This is a genomic window from Streptomyces sp. NPDC003697 (assembly GCF_053587115.1).
This window is the reverse complement of sequence record NZ_JBSFNN010000113.1, coordinates 1-16,496: the sequence shown is the minus strand read 5'-3', so window position 1 is coordinate 16,496 and position 16,496 is coordinate 1. Positions and strand designations below refer to the sequence as shown.

The window sequence follows — 16,496 nt, the reverse complement described above, 5'->3', positions numbered from 1 at the left end:
GCCAACATCACCGCCGCCGCCAACTACGCCGCCCACCGCTACGGCTCCATCGACAACGTCAACTCCGCGTACTGAGCCACCCGGCGTTCGTCACCCGTCCGGATCGAGGCCCGCCTACAGCACCTCCAGCAGCTCCCCGCCCTCGGCCGTGCCCGAGCCGCCGGGAACCTCGTAGCCGGCCGTCACGCCGAAGGCGGCCCAGGCCCGGCCGGGACGAAGGTGACGGTTACTGCCACGGTCACCGCGCAGCTCTTCCGGCGCCCGGGTTCCCGGAGTCACGGTCGCTCAAGGGCACGGCCACCGCCCGCGCCACCGCCGCGGACCTGCCCGGCTCCGATCTGAAGATCCTTGACCCCTGCGAGAGCAGGGCGCAGCGGATGCTGCTGGCCGGCGACACCACCACCGCGAGCGGGCGCGGCCATCAAGGTCACCGCCGCCCCGGGGGTGTGACCATCCACAAGCAGGACCCGGACGGCGATCGCCTGGCCGGTGCCGATTTCCAGCTCACCGAGCCCGGCAGCGGCCGCGTCGTCGCCGAGGGCACCGCCGGCGCCGACGGCACCCTGGTCTTCGACGGCCTCGAGCCGGGCGTCTACCGGTTGCGCGAGACGGACACCGGCAGCCGCCTGCACGAGCGCGTACCGGACCAGGACATCACCATCACCGAGGGCAAGCGCGGCCGCCAACCCCCTCACCGTCATCGTCCCGTTCAAGTCGGGGGAGCTGCTGGTGAAGAAGACCGACAAGGCGACGGGCAAGCCGCTGCCCGGAGCGGTCATCACCATCAACGCCGACACCCTCGGCATGGCCGTTTTCTGCGGCCGGGCGGCTGGTGCTACTGGTCAGGGTGGACGGCTTGGACGCCGGTGCCGGCGTAGGCCTTGGGGATCAGGGTGGGCAGGTACCGGCCGGTGGGGTGGGCGGGGGAGGGGCGGGCGGCGTGGATGGCGTGGACGGCGGCGAAGGAGTGCCCGAAGCGGAGCAGTTCGGTGGCGGTGACCGCGGCGTCGGTGTCGGACGCCTCGATTCTGATGTACCGCAGCCCCTTGATGTAGCCGAGCAGGCCGGGTCGTTCGGCGTCGCCGGCCGTCAGCGACAGCACCGGTGCATACAGATCACCGAGTCCGCCGGAGGTCTGGACGTAGAACGCGGCGACCGCCTCGTTGTACGGGTCCTTCGGGTCGAACAGCGCTGCGGCGGTTGTGTGGTCCAGGACGACCGCGATCGCCGCCACTACGCGGCCGCCCGGGGACCGTGCGCGGCGGCGCCCAGGCGCTCCAGCAGCGCCCGGGCCTTCGCCTCGGCCTCCGGGCTCGGCGCGCTGCCGAGGGCGGAGGCGAGCTCGGCGTACTCGGCCTGGGTCGGGGTGCTCTGCGCGAGGTCCTCCACCAGGCGGTAGAGGAAACGTGTCCGGTCCGTGTACGAGGCGGAGCAGCGCGGTCTCTCGGCAGAGCTGGCCGTCTACGGGCGGCAAGACTCCCGGTTCTGGACGCCTTGATCTTCGCCGACGTGACGACCGGCCCTGCCGGGCAGTCCTTCGACTTCGACACCGAATCGACGAGATCCTTGTGCGCTACGAGCCGGGCAGCGAGGTACACAACGCGATCAGCAAGGCGCGGCCGTACCTTGGCGCGGCTGTCGAGCGAACCCGTAGCCGTCTCGGTCTCAGCTCCTGATCACCTGGTCAGTGGGAGTGACCGTGCTTGTGCAGCGCTGCGCTGGCACGGAACCGCAAGCGTCCACAGCGGTCCTTTTCCTCGTCGGATGCGTCAGTGGGACAGCAGCAGTGGCTGGACAGCCATCGCAGGTCATCTGGGTCTAGACAGAGGGGCACTCGGCCCTTGACTGCCTCCATCGACGGATCGGTCTCGTTCATGGCTGGACCATACCGAGGACATCAGCCGATGTAGGGCTCTGCCCGGGCGGCCAGATCGTCGCGTGCTGGCCAGCCGCTAGGAGTCGGTGCCGGGCTCGATGATTGCGAGTTCAACAAGCGCCCCGCCCGGCGGCGAGCGTCCGCGAGGACCAGTTCGTCGCGCGCCAACAGCATCACCGTGCGGTCTGTCTGACCAGACGCGCCCGCCCCGTGCGGACAGCAGCAGCCCCAGGCACCTTTGCCTGGGGCTGCCCGCGTCAGAGGGGCGACGGCAGGCGGGGGACGTCAGCGGGGGAGAGGTCTGGGCGGGCACGGTGCCAGCGTGAGGGATGCCGCCATCGGCCGGAGGCGTCACGGGCGACGTCAACGCCGACTTCCACCACCAACTCGGGTTCCACCAGCGTCACGCCCGGCTGCCCGGCGGAGAACGACCATCCCGTCCACGGGTGCCCCCGTCGCCCGGCCGCGAGAAGGCCGGCGACCTCGGCACCTGCCTGGCGGGCGAGGGTGGTGGTGCGGTCGACGTACTGCAGGCGGCCTTCGTCGTCGTATCGGCCGAGCAACAGGGTGCGCGGGGTGGTCAGAGAGCCGGTGACCGCGCCGACGATCGCCTCGGCTGTCTCGCGGACCTTGTACTACGCCAGCCTCTTGTGGACGGCCGGTAGACATCGTTGAGTCTCTTGAAGCCCACTCCCTCCATTCCGACCGACGCCCACGACAGCCACTCGTGCACGGTGGCCGGGTCGGTGGTGGACGGGCACAGCGTCCATGGCGCGACGAGTCGATGGGCGGCGAACACGAACTCCAGTGCGGCCCTGCGCCGCTGGTAGGGCCATCCGGTTGTGTCCGTTCCGGACAGCCTGAGCAGATCGAACGCGACGAAGTGCGCGGGCCACTCGGCTGCGGCCCGGGACGCGCTGGTAGCGCGCCGGACGAGCCGGTTCTGCAGCTGTTCGAAGGCGCGCCGGCCCGCGGTGTCCCAGACGACGAGTTCGCCGTCGAGTGCGGTCGCGTCCGGCAGCTGTACGGCCCCGGCCACGATCTCCGGGAAGGACGCCGCCATCTCGGTGCCGCGTCTGGAGCGCGGCACCACTCGGCTTTTCTCCACGGAGACAAGGGCCCGGAATCCGTCCCACTTCGGCTCGGCCGCCCAGCCCGGCGGTAGTTCCGGCGCGGACACGGGAGTGCTGAGCATCGGCTCCGGCAGCGTCCACGTCACCGCCCATGTCTTCCCCATGGGCGATGGGCCAGGCGAGTGACCTGATGCGGCTACGCGCCCACGGCGCTCTCCACCCTTCGGCAGTGCGCTACACGGTTTCGGGCGTCTGGGGGTCGAGCGCTTGGCGCAGGTCGACGTGGCAGCGCAGTCGCACGCCGGGCTGTCCCGGCTCCCGGGTGATGCGATCCGCGACCGCGGTCGCCCACCGCGCCGCGACCGCCTGCTGGAATGCCAGGGCCGTCGCCGCGTTCGATCTGGGGGTTGGCAGTCGCCTGTCACTCGTCCGAGTGGCGGACGCGTTTCGCCTGCTGCCAGTGATCACTTCGGCACGACCATGTCTATGACAGCCCGTCAGGAACAAACATGCGTGAAAGGCGGAACATCCATGCCGGTCAACGGATCCCCGGAGAACCCGTTTGCTCTCAGCCCCGACGACGTCGCCATGCTGGAGGCGATCCGCGTGGCGCTGCTCGACCCGTCGCCGCGCCGGATCGGCATGCTCGACCAGTGGGGTCTTGCCGACACCTTCGAGGTGCAGGCGGAGACCGCGGAGTACCGGGAGTTCCCGATCGTCATGTCGGACGGGACCCGGATCGACGCCGGGCTGAGCATGCCGCGCAGACTCGCTGCAGGGCAGACCTGCCCGGCCATCGTCATGCCCGCTCCACTGAACGACCAGGGCCGGCTGGCCTACTTGGGCACGATCCCGCGCTGGACGCTCGGCGGCTACGCCGTCCTGACCTACAGCCAGCGCGGTCTCGCTCGCTCCGAGGGCGAGATCCACGTCGCCGGGCCCCAGGACGTCGCCGACGGCGTCGAGATCCTCAACTGGCTCATCGGTCTGGAAGGCGTCGACAAGGACCGGATCGGATGCTTCGGCGCCTCCTACGGCGCCGGGACCAGCCTGCTGCTGGCCGCACAGGACCCCCGTGTCAAGGCCGTCGCCGGCACCAGCGCCTGGGGCGACCTGTTCGCCTCGCTCTTCGAAAACGGCACCCGGCACATCAAGGCGTTCGAGGCGCTCGTGGCCCTGTTCCACGAGGAGCGCTGCTCCGCGGAGTTCCAGAAGATCATCAAGAAGGTCCGCGACAACGCCATCGACGACGAGGTAAAGGAGTTCGCGCGCCTCCGCTCGCCGAGCCAGCACCTGGACACCTACAACGACCGCAAGCTGCCGGTGCTGATGACCACCTACTGGCACGAGACGATCTTCTCCGTGCCCGCCGTCGTCGACCTCTTCACCAAGCTGCAGGGCCCCAAATCGCTGCTGGTGCAGATCGGCGACCACGGCAACGGCGAACTGCCCGGTCTGTTCGGCGGCATCTCCAAGCCCACCGAGATGACGTACCGCTGGATGGACCACCACCTCGGCGGCAGCGCCGGTGACGGCGCGAAGCCGCAGTTCGGCATCCGCTCGGAGTACATGCACAACCTCCTGTCCGATCTCACCCACCCCGACTGGACGGGCTACGCCCTGCCGATGCAGCGCTTCCACTTCGGCGCCGTGCCAGCCGGGCAGCAGGACGCACCCATGGCGCAGGGCCAGCCGCAGGCGGGCTGGACCCGCTCCGTGCAGGCCGCCGGCCCGGACACAGGGGTCGTCGTCGCCCCCAAGCTCGTCCAGACCGGTCTGATGGAGCGTGTCGGACTGCCCCACGTCTACAAGACCGCCGACATCAAACGCGATGTCGCCGCGGTCTGGACGACCGCGGCGCTGGAGCAGCCCATGCGCGTCCAGGGCGACCTGGAGGCCAAGGTCACCGTGAAGCCGCAGACGAACAATGCCACATTCATCGCCTACCTGCTGGACTGCGACCCCGCCACCGGCCGGGCCAAAATCATCACCCACGCCCCCTACACCCTCACCGACCAGCAGGCCACCACGGTGACCTTCCGCCTGCAGCCCGCCCACTACGTCCTCGCCAGGGGCCGCCAGCTGCAGCTCATCATCGACAGCTACGACCCGTTCTTCGCGGACGACAACACCATCCCCTCCGCCCTGGAGATCACCTCCCCGAAGGACAACGAGTCCTACATCGACATCCCCCTCACCACCCTGCAGTAACACCCACCTCCCCGCGGGACACCCACCCCCACCCGACAGGTCCGGTCCGGGACACAGGGGACCGGACCTGTTCCACGTCCGACCCCCAGCCTCGTCTGACCCACCTCCGAACCGCGTCCAGCCACGGATCCCACCGCACCCGGTGCGCACCCCGACGATGCCCGGCACTCGTGCGTACACGGTGCGCCGCACCGACGACCCGCACCGCACCGGTGCGCGCACGGTTCGCTCACCCCTCTCTCGAGCCGAGCTCCTGGCGCACGTCCAGGTAACAGCGCAGCCGGACACCGGGCTGGCCGGGAGCCCAGGTCGTGATGTCCGCGGTCGGGGTCGCCCACCGTCCGGCGAGCAGCTCCTGGACCGCGAATGCCGTCTCGTCATCACAGGCCGCGATCTCGACGACGGCCAGGCCCGGCTCCGCCACATGGACTTTGCTGATCGGCTTCATGCCGGGCATCACGCGCCGGACACCGCTCCAGTTCTCCCTCCCTGGAGTGCTCACCCGACCGAGTAGGGCTTGCCTCGCGGCGACGGACGGGAGCGGCGCCGTGGCCGGGAAGGTCCCGAGAACTCGTAGGTGCGCGGGAATGCCCGGCGGACCGGTGGGGTTGAACCAGGCGTGATGGTGAAGGGAACAGTGTCCCCGGGCCTCATCTATTGCATGCGAGGACGATCGTTCGGCTGAAGCCTCGCATTGCCTTTCGCCGCGTAGGCGACCGCCCTTCACGATCACACCGCTTCGCGGGTCCCGCCCCCGGCCAGCCTGCTGGCCGGGGCTCATGCGCTACAGGGCACGATGCCCAGAGCCGTGTCCGGCCGACACTGCACGCACGGCGGCCTTGGTTTCGGAGCGCGTCGAGGGCCTGCTCGCACGTGGCGGGACGGCATCGGCCGCTCTTCTTCGCGGCCCAGATGCCGCCGACGTGGACGGCGTCGATGTTGTCGCGGTTGAGGCCGTACTGGATCAGCCAGACCGGAGGGGCTGGCCGCGTGTCCGCGCCGCGCGTGCGGCCGCCGTGAAAGGGCCGGCGACCACGCAACCAGTCGAAGTTCGGCCGGGGCTCGGCGGGAGGCGGCGGGGTGGTCGGCTGCGGCGGAGGCTGGTCGGTCGTGTCTCCCCCAGAAATACGGAATGGGCAGGCCCCGCCGTCACGGACCGACGAGGCCAGAACATGCGGCAGCCGTCAGTAGTTGGCGTTGGCGATCAGGTCGCCGTCCTTGCCGTAGATGCTCACGAGCCCGTTCTTCGACTCGTAGCAGGACGTGAACGCGGACGCGATCAGCTTCGCGTCGCCCGCGTTGTTGCTCATGAGACCGCCCCTGTAGTCGGTCCACACCTCGGCGGCGTCGAGGATGTCATTGCGCTTGTCGGTGCCGGTCACCTTCGTGACGTGCTTGACCGCGGCCTTCTCCGTGGGCGTGCCGGACTTGGCCACGCACGCCTGGAACTGCTCGGCCTGCGACTTGTTCCCCTCGGTCGGCTTCTTCTCCTTGGCGGGCGCCTTCTGGGACTGGTCGGCCTTGGGCTCGCTGCTGGCCGCGGAGACGGCCTTGTCCTTGTTGCTGTTGTCGGTGGAGTCGCTGCCGCCGCTCGCGACCGCGCCGATGATGCCGATCGCGACGAACAGGACACGAAATCCCGTTGCCCTTGCGGGCCGGCTCCTGGGCATCCTGTCGTGCTTCTGCGCTGCTGTGCTGCTGTGCTGCTCACCGCCGGAAGATGGTACAGACGGCGCGCACCGCCGCTCTGAACAGCGCTTTCGGTGATCGGTGCAGGGGCGCTGCCGGCGGCTGTTGCGGCTGCTGCACCAGCCTTGGCGGGCTGTTGTGCGTGCCGGGGCATGGTGTGCTGCTCCTGCTGGTAGGCGTTGACCTGGCGGCGCAGGATGGACACCTCGTGCTGCAGGCTGTTGATGGTCCGCGTCATCTGCTCACCGTGGCGCTCCTTGTCCGCGAGTTGGGCGTGGCGTGGCCCGTACTCCGCTGGACCTGGATGAGCAGGCCAGCGCCCACCGCGAGGGTGTTCAGCAGTACGGTCATCGAGGCAGCGGTTATCGATGAGATCGATCTTGGGCTTGGGAGTCTCGGCGTCCAAAGCTCAGCACCTTCGTTTCGGTGACAAGTGTGGAACGCGTCATTTCCTTGGCAAATGGCTCAGAGTTGTCCTTCCGGGCAGGACGCCGTCCCTGCATGCTTCTGCCATGCCTACGTCAAGGACACGTGGGCTCATTGGGGAGGGTGATACATGCGAGCAGCACACCGCGCGAAGCTGGCGGCACTGGTGGTAGGGGTACTCGCCGTGCCGACAGGTCTGGTCGTGACCAGCGCGGGACCGGCGTCGGCGGCCGCCGCCTGCGGCAAGACGGGTCCGGCGAATGACGGCACCAATGTGACGATGCCGTCGGGCGTCTCCGCCAACATGCGCAGCGGCTCGAGCACGGCCTGCGGCGTCAAGGGCTGGGCCGACAACCGGGACACGCTCATGTACTACTGCTGGACGTACGGCGAGAACGGCACCTGGACATACGTCTGGAACCTCGACGACAAGACGCTCGGGTGGGTGAAGGACTCCCTGCTGCCCGACGGTGGCTCGTGGGGCTCGAGCAACTACTGCGGCTTCTGACCCCGAGGCGACCCGGGCAGTATCGACGTGGCTGGAAATTCCGCGGCTACCCCCGACCCACGGCCGGGAGGTAGCCCGGCCGCCCATGAAACGGTGCGCCCCATGGCCGCCCCGAGAACCCATCTTTCACAACAGCCGCTGGCCACGCGGCCAGCGGCTGTTCTGAAGGTGTGCAAGGGGTAGCGCCGAGGTAAGCCCAGAAGCCGCCAGAACTTGATCTTGATGGGTCGGCTCAGCGCTCGGCGTCGGCCGCCAGGGCGTTCACGCGATTCTTGTACTCGCGGCGGGCCTTGCGCTGCGCCGGGATCGCCAGCTCATGCGCGGTGATCAGCCGCTTGAACCGCGGGTAAGCGGTCCGGTCGATCGAGGTCAAAGTCCCGCCCGGAGCCCAGATTCAGTCAGTACCACCACCAACGACCTGCAGCCGAATGGGTGACGGCCCCCATCCGACCGGGACCAAGATCAAGTTCTGGCGGCTTCTGGGCTTACCCCGGCGCCACCCAACCAGCTCATGCCGCCTGGCACCTCCTTATCGAGGGCGTGAAGCGGCTGCTGCGGTGACCGTGGCGTCGCGGTCCCGCTTCCACGCTGGCGCGTACAGCCGGCGGCCGACATCTGCCCGAGCACGACGGGCGAGAGCTACCGGAGCCCCCTCCGAGTCACACGGGCTCATTGACTCGCAGCCCCGTTGCAGTTGTTCGCGGTGAGCGTGCCGGAGTCAGCGCGCGGCCAGCTCCCGCCGAGCGTCCTGGATGCGTTCCAGGTGCGAGGCGGGGCTGCCGTCCCGCAGCCTGGCATTACACGCCTCGCCCTCGGCCGCGCCACAGCGCCGACAGCGGCGCGCCTGGACGAAGGCGGGTTTCACGGCCCGGGCGTTCGCGGACTTGGTGGGCCTCCCCGGGTAGCCCCTGGCGGCTTTCTGTCGGTCGGTCTCCGCGGCGGCCGCCTTCTGCGCGGCCCGCTTGACCTGTTCCTCCAGTGGGACGGGCTGGCGGCGGGCGGCGAGCTTGTCCTCCTGCACCTCGGCGCCCTTCTGCACGGCCGCTACGACCTTCTCCGGGGTGCTGCGCTTCCCCGTGGCCGCCAGGTACATCTGCACGCGGGCACGGTGGCCCTGACGGAGGGTGCAGGGCTCTCCAGCCATTCGGTCACACGCGGTGCACTCCACGGAGAGGAGCTGCCTCATCGACGGCATGGGCGGCGGCTTCGGCTTCGATCCGGTGGCCCGCTTGGTCTTCCGGCGGGGCTGCGGTAGGGAGCGCACGGCCTTCTTCTGCGCCTCGGTCTCCACCGTGCCATCAGCACGGGTGACGGTGACTGGCCCGGCTGGCGGTGTGCTGTAGCTCCGTAGGTTCGGGGTGGCGTTGTAGTGCTGCCCGGTTCTGCCTCCGCTGCCGTGACGGCGAGCGCGTCCTGACACCAGCACCTCCCTGAGCTGTATTGGCGTGCAGCCTATGGGAACAGCAGCGCCCCTTCCCGCACATCTCGGGGGTTGAGTAGGAACCACGCAGAGAGGGCCATCCTCGCGCGCCTGACCGTGGCGCCGGGGCTTGGCTCCTTGATCAGTGATCGAACTTGGCGCAATCGCTTCGATACTGAACGTAGCTTTTTTCGTGTTTCGGCTGCACTTCTGGCCGCCTGGGGCGCTTGGTTGGGTGAAGGCGGTTTGCGCCTTCGGTGCCGGAGGGGGAGGGGACGGCGCCTGCAATGGAACAGGTACAGGGGAGGACCCGTGCAGCAGACCGCTGCCGCGTGGTTGTTCGAGATCGCGCCCGCCCTCAGGGTGTTCGGCCCAGATGTGGTCCGCGGATGCCGTCGGCTGCTTACCGCCGGTGTCCGCTTCGGCATCACTCAGCTGACCGGCGCCCGCACCCCGGCTCGTACCACCGAGTCGGACCAGGAGGCGTCGTGAGCAACGAGGGGGGAACGGAAGACACCGGCGGTGCCGTGGGCGTTCCACGCGCAGTGCCGATCGACCAGTGGGACGTCGCCGCACAGATGTCGTACTGGGCTTTTCACCAGCAGCGCCGAATCGACTACATGCGCTACGCCTACCTCCAGCTGGGCTCGGATGCCGATGCCGAGGAGGCCGTGGACCTGACCTTCGACCAGATGATGGACCGCTGGCCGCGCATGCTGGAGATGGAGAGCCTGGAGGGCTACGCCTGGAAGATCCTCAAGCGCCGCATCATCGACATGCACCGCAAGCGCCGGCGGCGCCCGGAGCTGATGGAAACCGCAGCCTTCGAGGCCGCACTCGCCGACCAAGTCGATGACCCTTACGACACGCTGACGGACGCCATCACCCTGTACGCCGCCGTCCGCACTCTGAGCGACCGGCAGCGCGACGCGATCCTGCTGCATTGCGGCATGGACTTCACTGCGACGGAAACCGCCGAGGTGATGGGCAAGCCACCGTATGGTCCCAGCTCCGCACCGGCCGCGAACGCCTCGCTGCCACGCTCAAACTCCGCTGCCCGGAGCACCCCAACGGGAAGAACCGCTCATGACCCCGCTGCCTGAAGACCACCACACCATCGACGACCTGCTCGCCCGCAACCGCAACCGCTACGCCGACTACGACGACCGTCTTGCCGACGTGGTGGTGCTTGGCTCGGTGCTTGTTCTTCGAGCCGGGAGGCCGTCCGGGGCCCGGCTTGGACGGTTTCGATGCGGCCGCCGGGCGGGCCGCCGCCGCGCGGACGTTGCGAAACCCCCGGCGGACGCGGGCGGGAGTGAGGCGGCGGGGCTCGGCGGTTCGCTCCCAGGGCGGCGCAGGTCCTCGGCGAGGGGGCGGGCGAGGCGGAGCTGGGTGTGGGCGGCGATGATGAGCCAGGTCCACAGGTCGGCGCTGTCGGCGTGGCGGACCTTCGGGGTGGTCCAGCCGAGGGTCTGTTTCACGAGCCGGAAGGTGTGCTCCAGGTCGAATCTGCGGAGGATGGACTGCCACCAGCGGTCCACGTCCGCCGGTATGGGGGCGGTGGCCGAGCACCACAGCCAGACCGGTTTCGGGTCACGGTCACCCGGCAGGCGCTCGACCTTCAGGCGGATCAACGTGCCGTGCAGGACGGGAAGTTCCTCATTCGCGTGGTCCAGCCAGGGACCTCGGTGGGTGAGCCGGGATGCATCCGGTCCCAGCCATTGCCTCGGCCTTGCCGTAGCGGGTGGTGTCCGTGCTGGTGGTGACGTCGGGTTCGTGCCAGCTGTCGGGCTTGGCGAAGGCCAGGACGCCGCCGTGCCGGCGCGGCCGTCCGCCCTTCGGCCCGCAGCGGGCGGGACCGGGGTCGCGGAGCATGACACGGTCCGAACGCAGGCGTCCGACCAGGACGACGGGCATGTCCGCCAGGGCGTGGCAGAGGTAGGCGACGTCGTAGCCGGAGTCCATGACGCTCCAGATCTCCGGATCACCAGCCCGCCACTGCTGGGCTTGGATCAACCGCTGGACGGAGTCGCGCAGTTGGACAGCGGTGACAGTGGTCGCGTCGTCCGCCGGCCCGAGGCGCACAGCGTCCAGCAACGCGACCCAGAAGGTCCGGCCGGTCTCCAGAGCGGCGACGAAGGAGTACGGCCAGCCCGGCACGAACTGATCCCGACTGCGGGCACCGGGTCCGTAGACGTGGCAGAACAGCCGGTCCTCGCTGGTCGGGGCGTCGGGGCGGAGCCAGTTGCTCACGTCCACAGCCAGCACGATCCGCCCGTCGGCCGCCCTGGGCAGCGGCAGGCCCGCCAGCGCGCGCCGCAACCGGGCCGGCTCCGCCCAGCCCCGGTCCAACGCCGCGTACATCGCCCCGTGCCCGCGCCGGTGCTCGACCGCCAGCGACAGCTCGACCAGCGTCTTCACCGGCCCGTCCGCCCACAGCACCGCGTCGGTGAGCTCGAAGAGCGCATCCGCGCGGGCATAAGAAGCGATTTCCAAACCGAGGGATATGGCTACTGCTCGAACTTGCGCGCGCATCAGCCTCGTTCGGGTGATCGCTCCGCAGTCGGCGCATAGGAGAAGGGTAAGGGCCTCCCGCACAGTTCGGTGATGGCGAGTCAACGAACCATCAGGAGGCCCGGGTGTCCCACTGTGGCGTGCTTGCTCCATCCGCGTCCAGCTCCGAACGGCCGTCGGCGCCTCGGATACAGCGGCTTCATCGGCTGCCTCGGCCAGGGCCTCGACGGTCTCCTCGCGAGTGATGACCACGCGCCGCGCGGCCTCCTCCGCCTCCGCGACAGCAGCTTGAAGCCGTTCCAGCTCGGCCCTCAGCTCCTCCGCCCGAGCCAACGCCACCCGCTCACGCCGCTCCAGCACTGACGCCATCCGCCACCTCCGACCACGCCCCGCACCGACACGACGGCCCGAGCATGCCTAACGAGCAACGGCCACACACCTCACCTGGGAAAACGTGACCCTACCTTCGGTTTGGGAATCGCTTGCAAGAGGGTGGCAGCCCTTCGTCCCCGGCGCTACGCCAGCGCAAGTGGCACGCCGCGTCGCGGTGGTAGTTCTGCATGATGACCTGCCGCAGGGCCTCGGCCTGCGGGCCGGGCCGGTAATCCGGCCCGTGGCGGAGGTGTTCGAGTAGCCGACAGGCGGCAGTTCCCGTGTCGCCCGGCCCCGGCCCCAGCCGCATGGCCGGGGCCGGGGGCCTGGTTCAGTTGGCCCGGTAGCGGGAGGCGAGAGCGGGGCTCTGTCCGCCGAACGCGGCGAGGTCGGCCTGGAAGACGGCGTCGAGCAGGCCGGCGTCCTCGACGCCGGGGGCGCAGACGACCTCGCCGAGTTCGAGGCCGCGCAGGCCGGCGGTGACGACGTCCTCGGCGCTCATGCGGGGCACGACGCTCATGTCGAGGCCCTGGCGGGTGTGGAACTCGGTGGCGACCACGCCCGGGCACAGCACCTGGACCTGGACGCCGGTGTCCTCCAGCTCGGCGCTGAGAGTCTGCGACATGGCGACGAGGTGGGCCAGGCTGCCGGCGTACACGGCGCGGCGGGGCATCACGGACTTGTCGGCGGGACCGCTGAAGGCGATCATCCCGGCCACGTTGATGATCTTCCCTTCGCCGCGTTCCTGCATGCCGGCGACGGCGGCGCGGGTGAGCATGGTCGGTGCGACGACCTTGACGTGGACGAGTTCGCGGGCCTTGTCTGCGGGCAGCTGGGCCAGCGGCATGTAGTGGGCGACTCCGGCGTTGTTGACGAGCATGGTCAGCGGCTCGGTGGCGCAGATGTCGGCGACGGTGTCGACGCCGATGTCGGTGGACAGGTCCGCGGCGACGGTGCGGACGGTGACCTCGGGGTGGGCGGTGTCGAACTCCTCCAGGCGGCCCTTGTTGCGGCCGACGATGATCAGGTCGTAGCCGTCGGCGGCGAGGCGTTCGGCGAAGGCCTTGCCGATGCCGGAGGTGGCGCCGGTGACGAGAGCGAGCTTGCGCATGGGAGTGTTTCCTTTCAGAGGGTGCCCGAAGCGGCCGGGGTGGGGTCCTGGCGGAGCCAGGCGTGTTCGGCGCGGTACTGCTCAGCGACGGCCTCGGGCCGGTCGTCGCCGAGGTGGTGGTCGCCGACGGTGTAGCCCTTGCGGTTCAGGTACCAGGCCAGGAACCGGTAGGAGGGCCTGTAACGGGCCAGCTCGTCCGGGTCGACGGTGAGCCGGGCGCCCGGCAGAACGGGGACGAGGGTGTCTTTCTCGTAGATCGAGGTGATTCGGGCGATGCGCCACTGGCCATCGGTGCCGCGCTGGGCTCGGTACTGCGAGCGGCAGGCGGAGGCCAGACCCCCTTCCGTGCCGTGGACGTCGATGCGCCACTCGATGATCAGCGGCGGTTCGGCCAGGGCCCGGTCGCCGTCGATGCGGACGGCGGGTGGACTGAGCCGGTGCACGGCGTAGTCGCCGCGCCCGGCCACAGCGCGGGTCTGGCGGGCGAACTCGGCTCCGCTGCCGGTAAACCAGCTCATCTGGAGCATGGAGTCGTCGGCGAATCAGGCCGCCATCTCGGTGTACCAGCCGCGGTCCCGGCTCTGGCGTTCGCGCAGCACCAGCTGCGTCACGTTATCGGCCGACATAGGGGCCCTCCTTTTGCGAAGTGAAGGCGGTCGTGGTTCAGGCACTCAGACGGTGCACGAGCTGCGTGAGCCCGTGTGCGCCGGCCAGGCCGCGCTCGGTGACCGGGGTGTGGTCGATTCCGGCCTGGCGCATGGCCTGGTCGAACAGCTGCATGTCGAGGGCTTCGACGGCGGAGAGGTGGTCGACGTTGTCGGGCCGCACCATGGTGTTCATCAGGGACAGGGCCGCGCTGGCGGCGCTGCCCAGCTTCAGGACCTCCACCAGCCGGGCGGGGTCCAGCTCCAGCCGGGTGGCCAGTTCGACGATCTCGGCGATCGCGGCCTGGTTCATCATCAGCAGCGCGTTGTTGAACAGCTTTGCCGTCTGACCCGCCCCGGCGTCACCGAGGTGCACCACATGGCGGGAGAACGTGCGGAACACCGGCGTGCAGCGTTCGGCCGCCGCTTGTGGGCCGCCGACCATCACGGTCAGCCGGCGCTCCTGCGCGGCCGGGCGGCCGCCGCTGACCGGCGCGTCCAGCACCTCGACGCCGCCCTTCGCGCACAGCTCGGTCAGGCGGACGGCGTTGCAGGGCAGGCCGGTGCCATGGTTGACCACGATGGCGTCGGGACGAAGGTCTTCGAGTAGCTGATCGGCAAGCTGCAGGACGTCGTCGTCGGTGCCCACGCACAAGCAGACGATGTCGCAGGCGGCGGCCAGCTCACTGAGCGTGTCGTGCCGCTGGTGGGGGATCTCGGCGAGGCCGTCCAGGGAGGTGGGGCGCCGGGCCCAGGCGTGCAGGGGGAAGCCGGCTTCGGAGATCGCGGTGGCCATGGGCAGGCCCTGGTCACCCAGCCCGATGAACCCCACGACGGGTCGTTCAGGGAATCGTGCTCGTGTCATGCCTCCACGGTCGGCGAGGACCGTGCGACCAGCCAGTAGACCGGTTTTCCTGGGAATGGCAGTACCAGGCTGGTCATCGACTCATTTGCCACAATCGACGGTATGGCGACCACAGAACTCGGCGCGGCCCTGCGCCACTGGCGCGATCACGTCCCGCCCCAGGCCGTCGGCCTGCCCGGCGGGGGTCGCCGGCGTGCCGCCGGGCTGCGCCGCGAGGAACTGTCCCAGCTGGCCGGCATCTCCGCCGACTACATCATCCGGCTGGAACAGGGACGCGCCACCAGCCCCTCACCCCAGATCGTAGAAGCCCTGGCCCGCGCCCTGCGGCTCACCCAGGACGAACGCGCCCACCTGTTCCGCCTGGCCGGCCTCGCGCCGCCCGGGCCCGGCATGGTCCCGCGGCACGTCACCCCCGGCGTCCACCGCATGCTGGACCGCCTGGCCGGCACACCCGTCGCCGTCTTCGACGCCGCCTGGAACCAACTGCTCGCCAACCCCCTCTACACGGCTCTCATGGGCGAATGGCAGGGCGACGACCTCAACGGCGTCTGGCGCAACTTCCTCAACCCCGACCACCGCGTGCGCCAGACGCCCGAATCCAGGGGCGCCCTGCAGGCCTCCCTCGTCGCCGACCTGCGCCACACCGCCGCCCGCTACCCCGACGACGCAAACCTCAAGGCCCTAATCGCCGAACTGCGCCGCCGCAGCGCCCACTTCGAGACGCTGTGGGAGTCGGGCGCGGTCGGCGAGCACCAGGCCGCCCGCAAGACCGTCGACCACCCCATGGTCGGCGCGCTGACCCTGGACTGCGACATCCTCAGCGTCACCGGCAGCGACCTGCGGATCATGGTCTACTCCGCCCAGCCCGGCACCGAGGACGCCGACCGGTTGGCGCTCCTGAACGTCATCGGGACGCAGTCGCTCCTCGGGTAAGAAGCGATTTACAAACCGAGGGATAGGGCTGCTGCTCGAACTTCCGCGCGCATCAGCCTCGTTCGGGTGATCGCTCCGCAGCGCGCCACAGCGGCACCTCGACCCGCTGTCCGACGCCGACCGCGACTGGCACCGCTGCTGTCGGCGCCTCGGACACAGCGGCTTCATCGGCCGCCTCGGCCAGGGCCTCGACGGTCTCCTCGCGAGCGATGACCACGCGCCGCGCGGCCTCCTCCGCCTCCGCGACAGCAGCTTGAAGCCGTTCCAGCTCGGCCCTCAGCTCCTCCGCCCGAGCCAACGCCACCCGCTCACGCCGCTCCAGCACCCCCAGCACCGACGCCATCCGCCACCTCCGACCACGCCCCGCACCGACACGACGGCCCGAGCATGCCTAGCCTCGCGCTTTCACGAGGTGAGCTGTCCAGGAGTTGATCAGAAACGCGGAAAGTGCCCTTGACCTGCAACGATGAGACTTGCTGAGGGTCCTGTTGGCTGCAAGGGAAAGAGCACTTTCCTGGTGAGAGAGCCTATCTCGTCGTACGCGACGAGACCGTCGCCGCCCGCGCCCGGGGCGCCACCGACACCCACGTCCACGACACCGTGCTCATTGCGGCCGCCTTCTGCATGTACAAGCGCTACTTCAGGGGCCTGGCCACCGCACAACCCACCGGGCCCGGCCACTACCAGGAGGCGGGCAGGCGGATCATCGCACACAGCTACGCCGCCGGGCGTCTGAGGAAGAAGCCGCCTGCCCTGTCTGCCACCTCGCACACTGCGAACCAGGCGCACTGCCGCGCCGTCATTGCCACCGTCGCCGGCGACTTCACCGAGCCCTTCGCGACTGGCTCGGCTAC

The 16,496-nt window shown here is 69.7% G+C and carries 20 protein-coding genes and 4 pseudogenes; 8 read left to right on the top strand and 16 right to left on the bottom strand.

All coding sequences use genetic code 11. The features are described from left to right. Positions 1–75, top strand: a pseudogene (locus ACWDNY_RS28960) (transglycosylase SLT domain-containing protein); the annotation flags it as partial. A 39-nt stretch (positions 76–114) separates the two neighbouring features. On the opposite strand, the gene ACWDNY_RS28955 reads toward ACWDNY_RS28960, so the two are convergent. Further along, entirely contained in the window at positions 115–279 is a 165-nt protein-coding gene (locus tag ACWDNY_RS28955) for a hypothetical protein (RefSeq protein ID WP_451648767.1), read from the bottom strand. A 98-nt stretch (positions 280–377) separates the two neighbouring features. Here ACWDNY_RS28955 and ACWDNY_RS28950 point away from each other — a divergent pair, with 98 nt between their 5' ends. Next, positions 378–878: an MSCRAMM family protein gene (locus tag ACWDNY_RS28950; protein WP_451648766.1), complete on the top strand. Its 501-nt coding sequence runs from the start codon at positions 378–380 to the stop codon at positions 876–878. Here the strand turns inward: ACWDNY_RS28950 and ACWDNY_RS28945 are convergent. The 5 genes from ACWDNY_RS28945 to ACWDNY_RS28925 all read right to left on the bottom strand — a co-directional run bounded on the left by ACWDNY_RS28945 (position 836) and on the right by ACWDNY_RS28925 (position 3,417). Beyond that, positions 836–1,234: a hypothetical protein gene (locus tag ACWDNY_RS28945; protein ID WP_451648765.1), complete on the bottom strand. Its 399-nt coding sequence runs from the start codon at positions 1,232–1,234 to the stop codon at positions 836–838. The genes ACWDNY_RS28950 and ACWDNY_RS28945 overlap by 43 nt on opposite strands. After that, positions 1,234–1,389 carry a hypothetical protein gene (locus tag ACWDNY_RS28940; protein WP_451648764.1) on the bottom strand — a complete coding sequence of 52 codons (156 nt, stop codon included), beginning with the start codon at positions 1,387–1,389 and terminating at the stop codon, positions 1,234–1,236. Before ACWDNY_RS28940 ends, ACWDNY_RS28945 begins: the two co-directional genes overlap by 1 nt. A 744-nt stretch (positions 1,390–2,133) precedes the next feature. Further along, positions 2,134–2,439 (bottom strand): hypothetical protein, encoded by a 306-nt coding sequence (locus ACWDNY_RS28935; protein WP_451648763.1) that lies wholly within the window; start codon positions 2,437–2,439, stop codon positions 2,134–2,136. Positions 2,440–2,456: 17 nt separating this feature from the next. Then, on the bottom strand, positions 2,457–3,113 hold the full coding sequence (locus ACWDNY_RS28930; protein WP_451648762.1) for an ATP-dependent DNA ligase: 657 nt from the start codon (positions 3,111–3,113) through the stop codon (positions 2,457–2,459). 70 nt (positions 3,114–3,183) lie between these two features. Then, entirely contained in the window at positions 3,184–3,417 is a 234-nt protein-coding gene (locus tag ACWDNY_RS28925; RefSeq protein WP_451648761.1) for a DUF6207 family protein, read from the bottom strand. A gap of 63 nt (positions 3,418–3,480) precedes the next feature. Here ACWDNY_RS28925 and ACWDNY_RS28920 point away from each other — a divergent pair, with 63 nt between their 5' ends. After that, positions 3,481–5,160, top strand: coding sequence for an alpha/beta fold hydrolase (locus ACWDNY_RS28920; RefSeq protein ID WP_451648760.1), 1,680 nt, complete (start codon positions 3,481–3,483; stop codon positions 5,158–5,160). Positions 5,161–5,389: 229 nt separating this feature from the next. Here ACWDNY_RS28920 and ACWDNY_RS28915 read toward each other — a convergent pair whose 3' ends face one another. The 3 genes from ACWDNY_RS28915 to ACWDNY_RS28905 all read right to left on the bottom strand — a co-directional run bounded on the left by ACWDNY_RS28915 (position 5,390) and on the right by ACWDNY_RS28905 (position 6,830). After that, the gene (locus ACWDNY_RS28915; RefSeq protein WP_451648759.1) at positions 5,390–5,662 is read right to left on the bottom strand and encodes a DUF6207 family protein; all 273 of its coding nucleotides are present in this window, start codon (positions 5,660–5,662) and stop codon (positions 5,390–5,392) included. 148 nt (positions 5,663–5,810) lie between these two features. After that, positions 5,811–6,200 carry a DUF6233 domain-containing protein gene (locus ACWDNY_RS28910; protein WP_451648758.1) on the bottom strand — a complete coding sequence of 130 codons (390 nt, stop codon included), beginning with the start codon at positions 6,198–6,200 and terminating at the stop codon, positions 5,811–5,813. Positions 6,201–6,344: 144 nt separating this feature from the next. Continuing rightward, positions 6,345–6,830 carry a hypothetical protein gene (locus ACWDNY_RS28905; protein ID WP_451648757.1) on the bottom strand — a complete coding sequence of 162 codons (486 nt, stop codon included), beginning with the start codon at positions 6,828–6,830 and terminating at the stop codon, positions 6,345–6,347. A 575-nt stretch (positions 6,831–7,405) separates the two neighbouring features. Between ACWDNY_RS28905 and ACWDNY_RS28900 the strand changes: the two genes are divergently transcribed. Beyond that, positions 7,406–7,783: an SH3 domain-containing protein gene (locus tag ACWDNY_RS28900; RefSeq protein ID WP_451648756.1), complete on the top strand. Its 378-nt coding sequence runs from the start codon at positions 7,406–7,408 to the stop codon at positions 7,781–7,783. A 232-nt stretch (positions 7,784–8,015) separates the two neighbouring features. Here ACWDNY_RS28900 and ACWDNY_RS28895 read toward each other — a convergent pair whose 3' ends face one another. Next, positions 8,016–8,156 (bottom strand): hypothetical protein, encoded by a 141-nt coding sequence (locus ACWDNY_RS28895; protein ID WP_451648755.1) that lies wholly within the window; start codon positions 8,154–8,156, stop codon positions 8,016–8,018. 345 nt (positions 8,157–8,501) lie between these two features. Beyond that, on the bottom strand, positions 8,502–8,882 hold the full coding sequence (locus ACWDNY_RS28890; protein ID WP_451648754.1) for a hypothetical protein: 381 nt from the start codon (positions 8,880–8,882) through the stop codon (positions 8,502–8,504). A gap of 633 nt (positions 8,883–9,515) precedes the next feature. On the opposite strand from ACWDNY_RS28890, the gene ACWDNY_RS28885 reads away from it, so the two are divergent. Both ACWDNY_RS28885 and ACWDNY_RS28880 read left to right on the top strand, forming a co-directional pair. Then, complete coding sequence (locus tag ACWDNY_RS28885) at positions 9,516–9,695, top strand: hypothetical protein (RefSeq protein WP_451648753.1); 180 nt, start codon at positions 9,516–9,518, stop codon at positions 9,693–9,695. Next, complete coding sequence (locus tag ACWDNY_RS28880; RefSeq protein ID WP_451648752.1) at positions 9,692–10,306, top strand: RNA polymerase sigma factor; 615 nt, start codon at positions 9,692–9,694, stop codon at positions 10,304–10,306. Before ACWDNY_RS28885 ends, ACWDNY_RS28880 begins: the two co-directional genes overlap by 4 nt. Here the strand turns inward: ACWDNY_RS28880 and ACWDNY_RS28875 are convergent. The 4 genes and pseudogenes from ACWDNY_RS28875 to ACWDNY_RS28860 all read right to left on the bottom strand — a co-directional run. Further along, positions 10,288–11,681 (bottom strand): annotated as a pseudogene (locus tag ACWDNY_RS28875) (NF041680 family putative transposase); the annotation flags it as partial. The gene ACWDNY_RS28880 and the pseudogene ACWDNY_RS28875 sit on opposite strands and share 19 nt — an antisense overlap. A 739-nt stretch (positions 11,682–12,420) precedes the next feature. Continuing rightward, positions 12,421–13,200, bottom strand: coding sequence for an SDR family NAD(P)-dependent oxidoreductase (locus ACWDNY_RS28870; RefSeq protein ID WP_451648751.1), 780 nt, complete (start codon positions 13,198–13,200; stop codon positions 12,421–12,423). A gap of 14 nt (positions 13,201–13,214) precedes the next feature. Then, positions 13,215–13,730 (bottom strand): annotated as a pseudogene (locus tag ACWDNY_RS28865) (nuclear transport factor 2 family protein); the annotation flags it as partial. 133 nt (positions 13,731–13,863) lie between these two features. Further along, positions 13,864–14,709 carry an NAD(P)-dependent oxidoreductase gene (locus tag ACWDNY_RS28860; RefSeq protein WP_451648749.1) on the bottom strand — a complete coding sequence of 282 codons (846 nt, stop codon included), beginning with the start codon at positions 14,707–14,709 and terminating at the stop codon, positions 13,864–13,866. Between the two features lie 102 nt (positions 14,710–14,811). On the opposite strand from ACWDNY_RS28860, the gene ACWDNY_RS28855 reads away from it, so the two are divergent. Next, complete coding sequence (locus ACWDNY_RS28855) at positions 14,812–15,642, top strand: helix-turn-helix transcriptional regulator (RefSeq protein WP_451648748.1); 831 nt, start codon at positions 14,812–14,814, stop codon at positions 15,640–15,642. A 52-nt stretch (positions 15,643–15,694) separates the two neighbouring features. Here ACWDNY_RS28855 and ACWDNY_RS28850 read toward each other — a convergent pair whose 3' ends face one another. Next, positions 15,695–15,985: a hypothetical protein gene (locus ACWDNY_RS28850; RefSeq protein ID WP_451648747.1), complete on the bottom strand. Its 291-nt coding sequence runs from the start codon at positions 15,983–15,985 to the stop codon at positions 15,695–15,697. 257 nt (positions 15,986–16,242) lie between these two features. Between ACWDNY_RS28850 and ACWDNY_RS28845 the strand changes: the two are divergent. Beyond that, a pseudogene (locus ACWDNY_RS28845) lies at positions 16,243–16,496 on the top strand (hypothetical protein); the annotation flags it as partial.

What these genes read in the sequence shown, in the direction of transcription:
- ACWDNY_RS28850 (WP_451648747.1), bottom strand. Translation starts at nt 15,985, where the DNA reads ATGGCGTCGGTGCTGGGGGTGCTGGAGCGGCGTGAGCGGGTGGCGTTG.
- ACWDNY_RS28905 (WP_451648757.1), bottom strand. Translation starts at nt 6,830, where the DNA reads ATGCCCAGGAGCCGGCCCGCAAGGGCAACGGGATTTCGTGTCCTGTTC.
- ACWDNY_RS28860 (WP_451648749.1), bottom strand. Translation starts at nt 14,709, where the DNA reads ATGACACGAGCACGATTCCCTGAACGACCCGTCGTGGGGTTCATCGGG.
- ACWDNY_RS28900 (WP_451648756.1), top strand. Translation starts at nt 7,406, where the DNA reads ATGCGAGCAGCACACCGCGCGAAGCTGGCGGCACTGGTGGTAGGGGTA.
- ACWDNY_RS28950 (WP_451648766.1), top strand. Translation starts at nt 378, where the DNA reads ATGCTGCTGGCCGGCGACACCACCACCGCGAGCGGGCGCGGCCATCAA.
- ACWDNY_RS28920 (WP_451648760.1), top strand. Translation starts at nt 3,481, where the DNA reads ATGCCGGTCAACGGATCCCCGGAGAACCCGTTTGCTCTCAGCCCCGAC.
- ACWDNY_RS28930 (WP_451648762.1), bottom strand. Translation starts at nt 3,113, where the DNA reads ATGGGGAAGACATGGGCGGTGACGTGGACGCTGCCGGAGCCGATGCTC.
- ACWDNY_RS28855 (WP_451648748.1), top strand. Translation starts at nt 14,812, where the DNA reads ATGGCGACCACAGAACTCGGCGCGGCCCTGCGCCACTGGCGCGATCAC.
- ACWDNY_RS28870 (WP_451648751.1), bottom strand. Translation starts at nt 13,200, where the DNA reads ATGCGCAAGCTCGCTCTCGTCACCGGCGCCACCTCCGGCATCGGCAAG.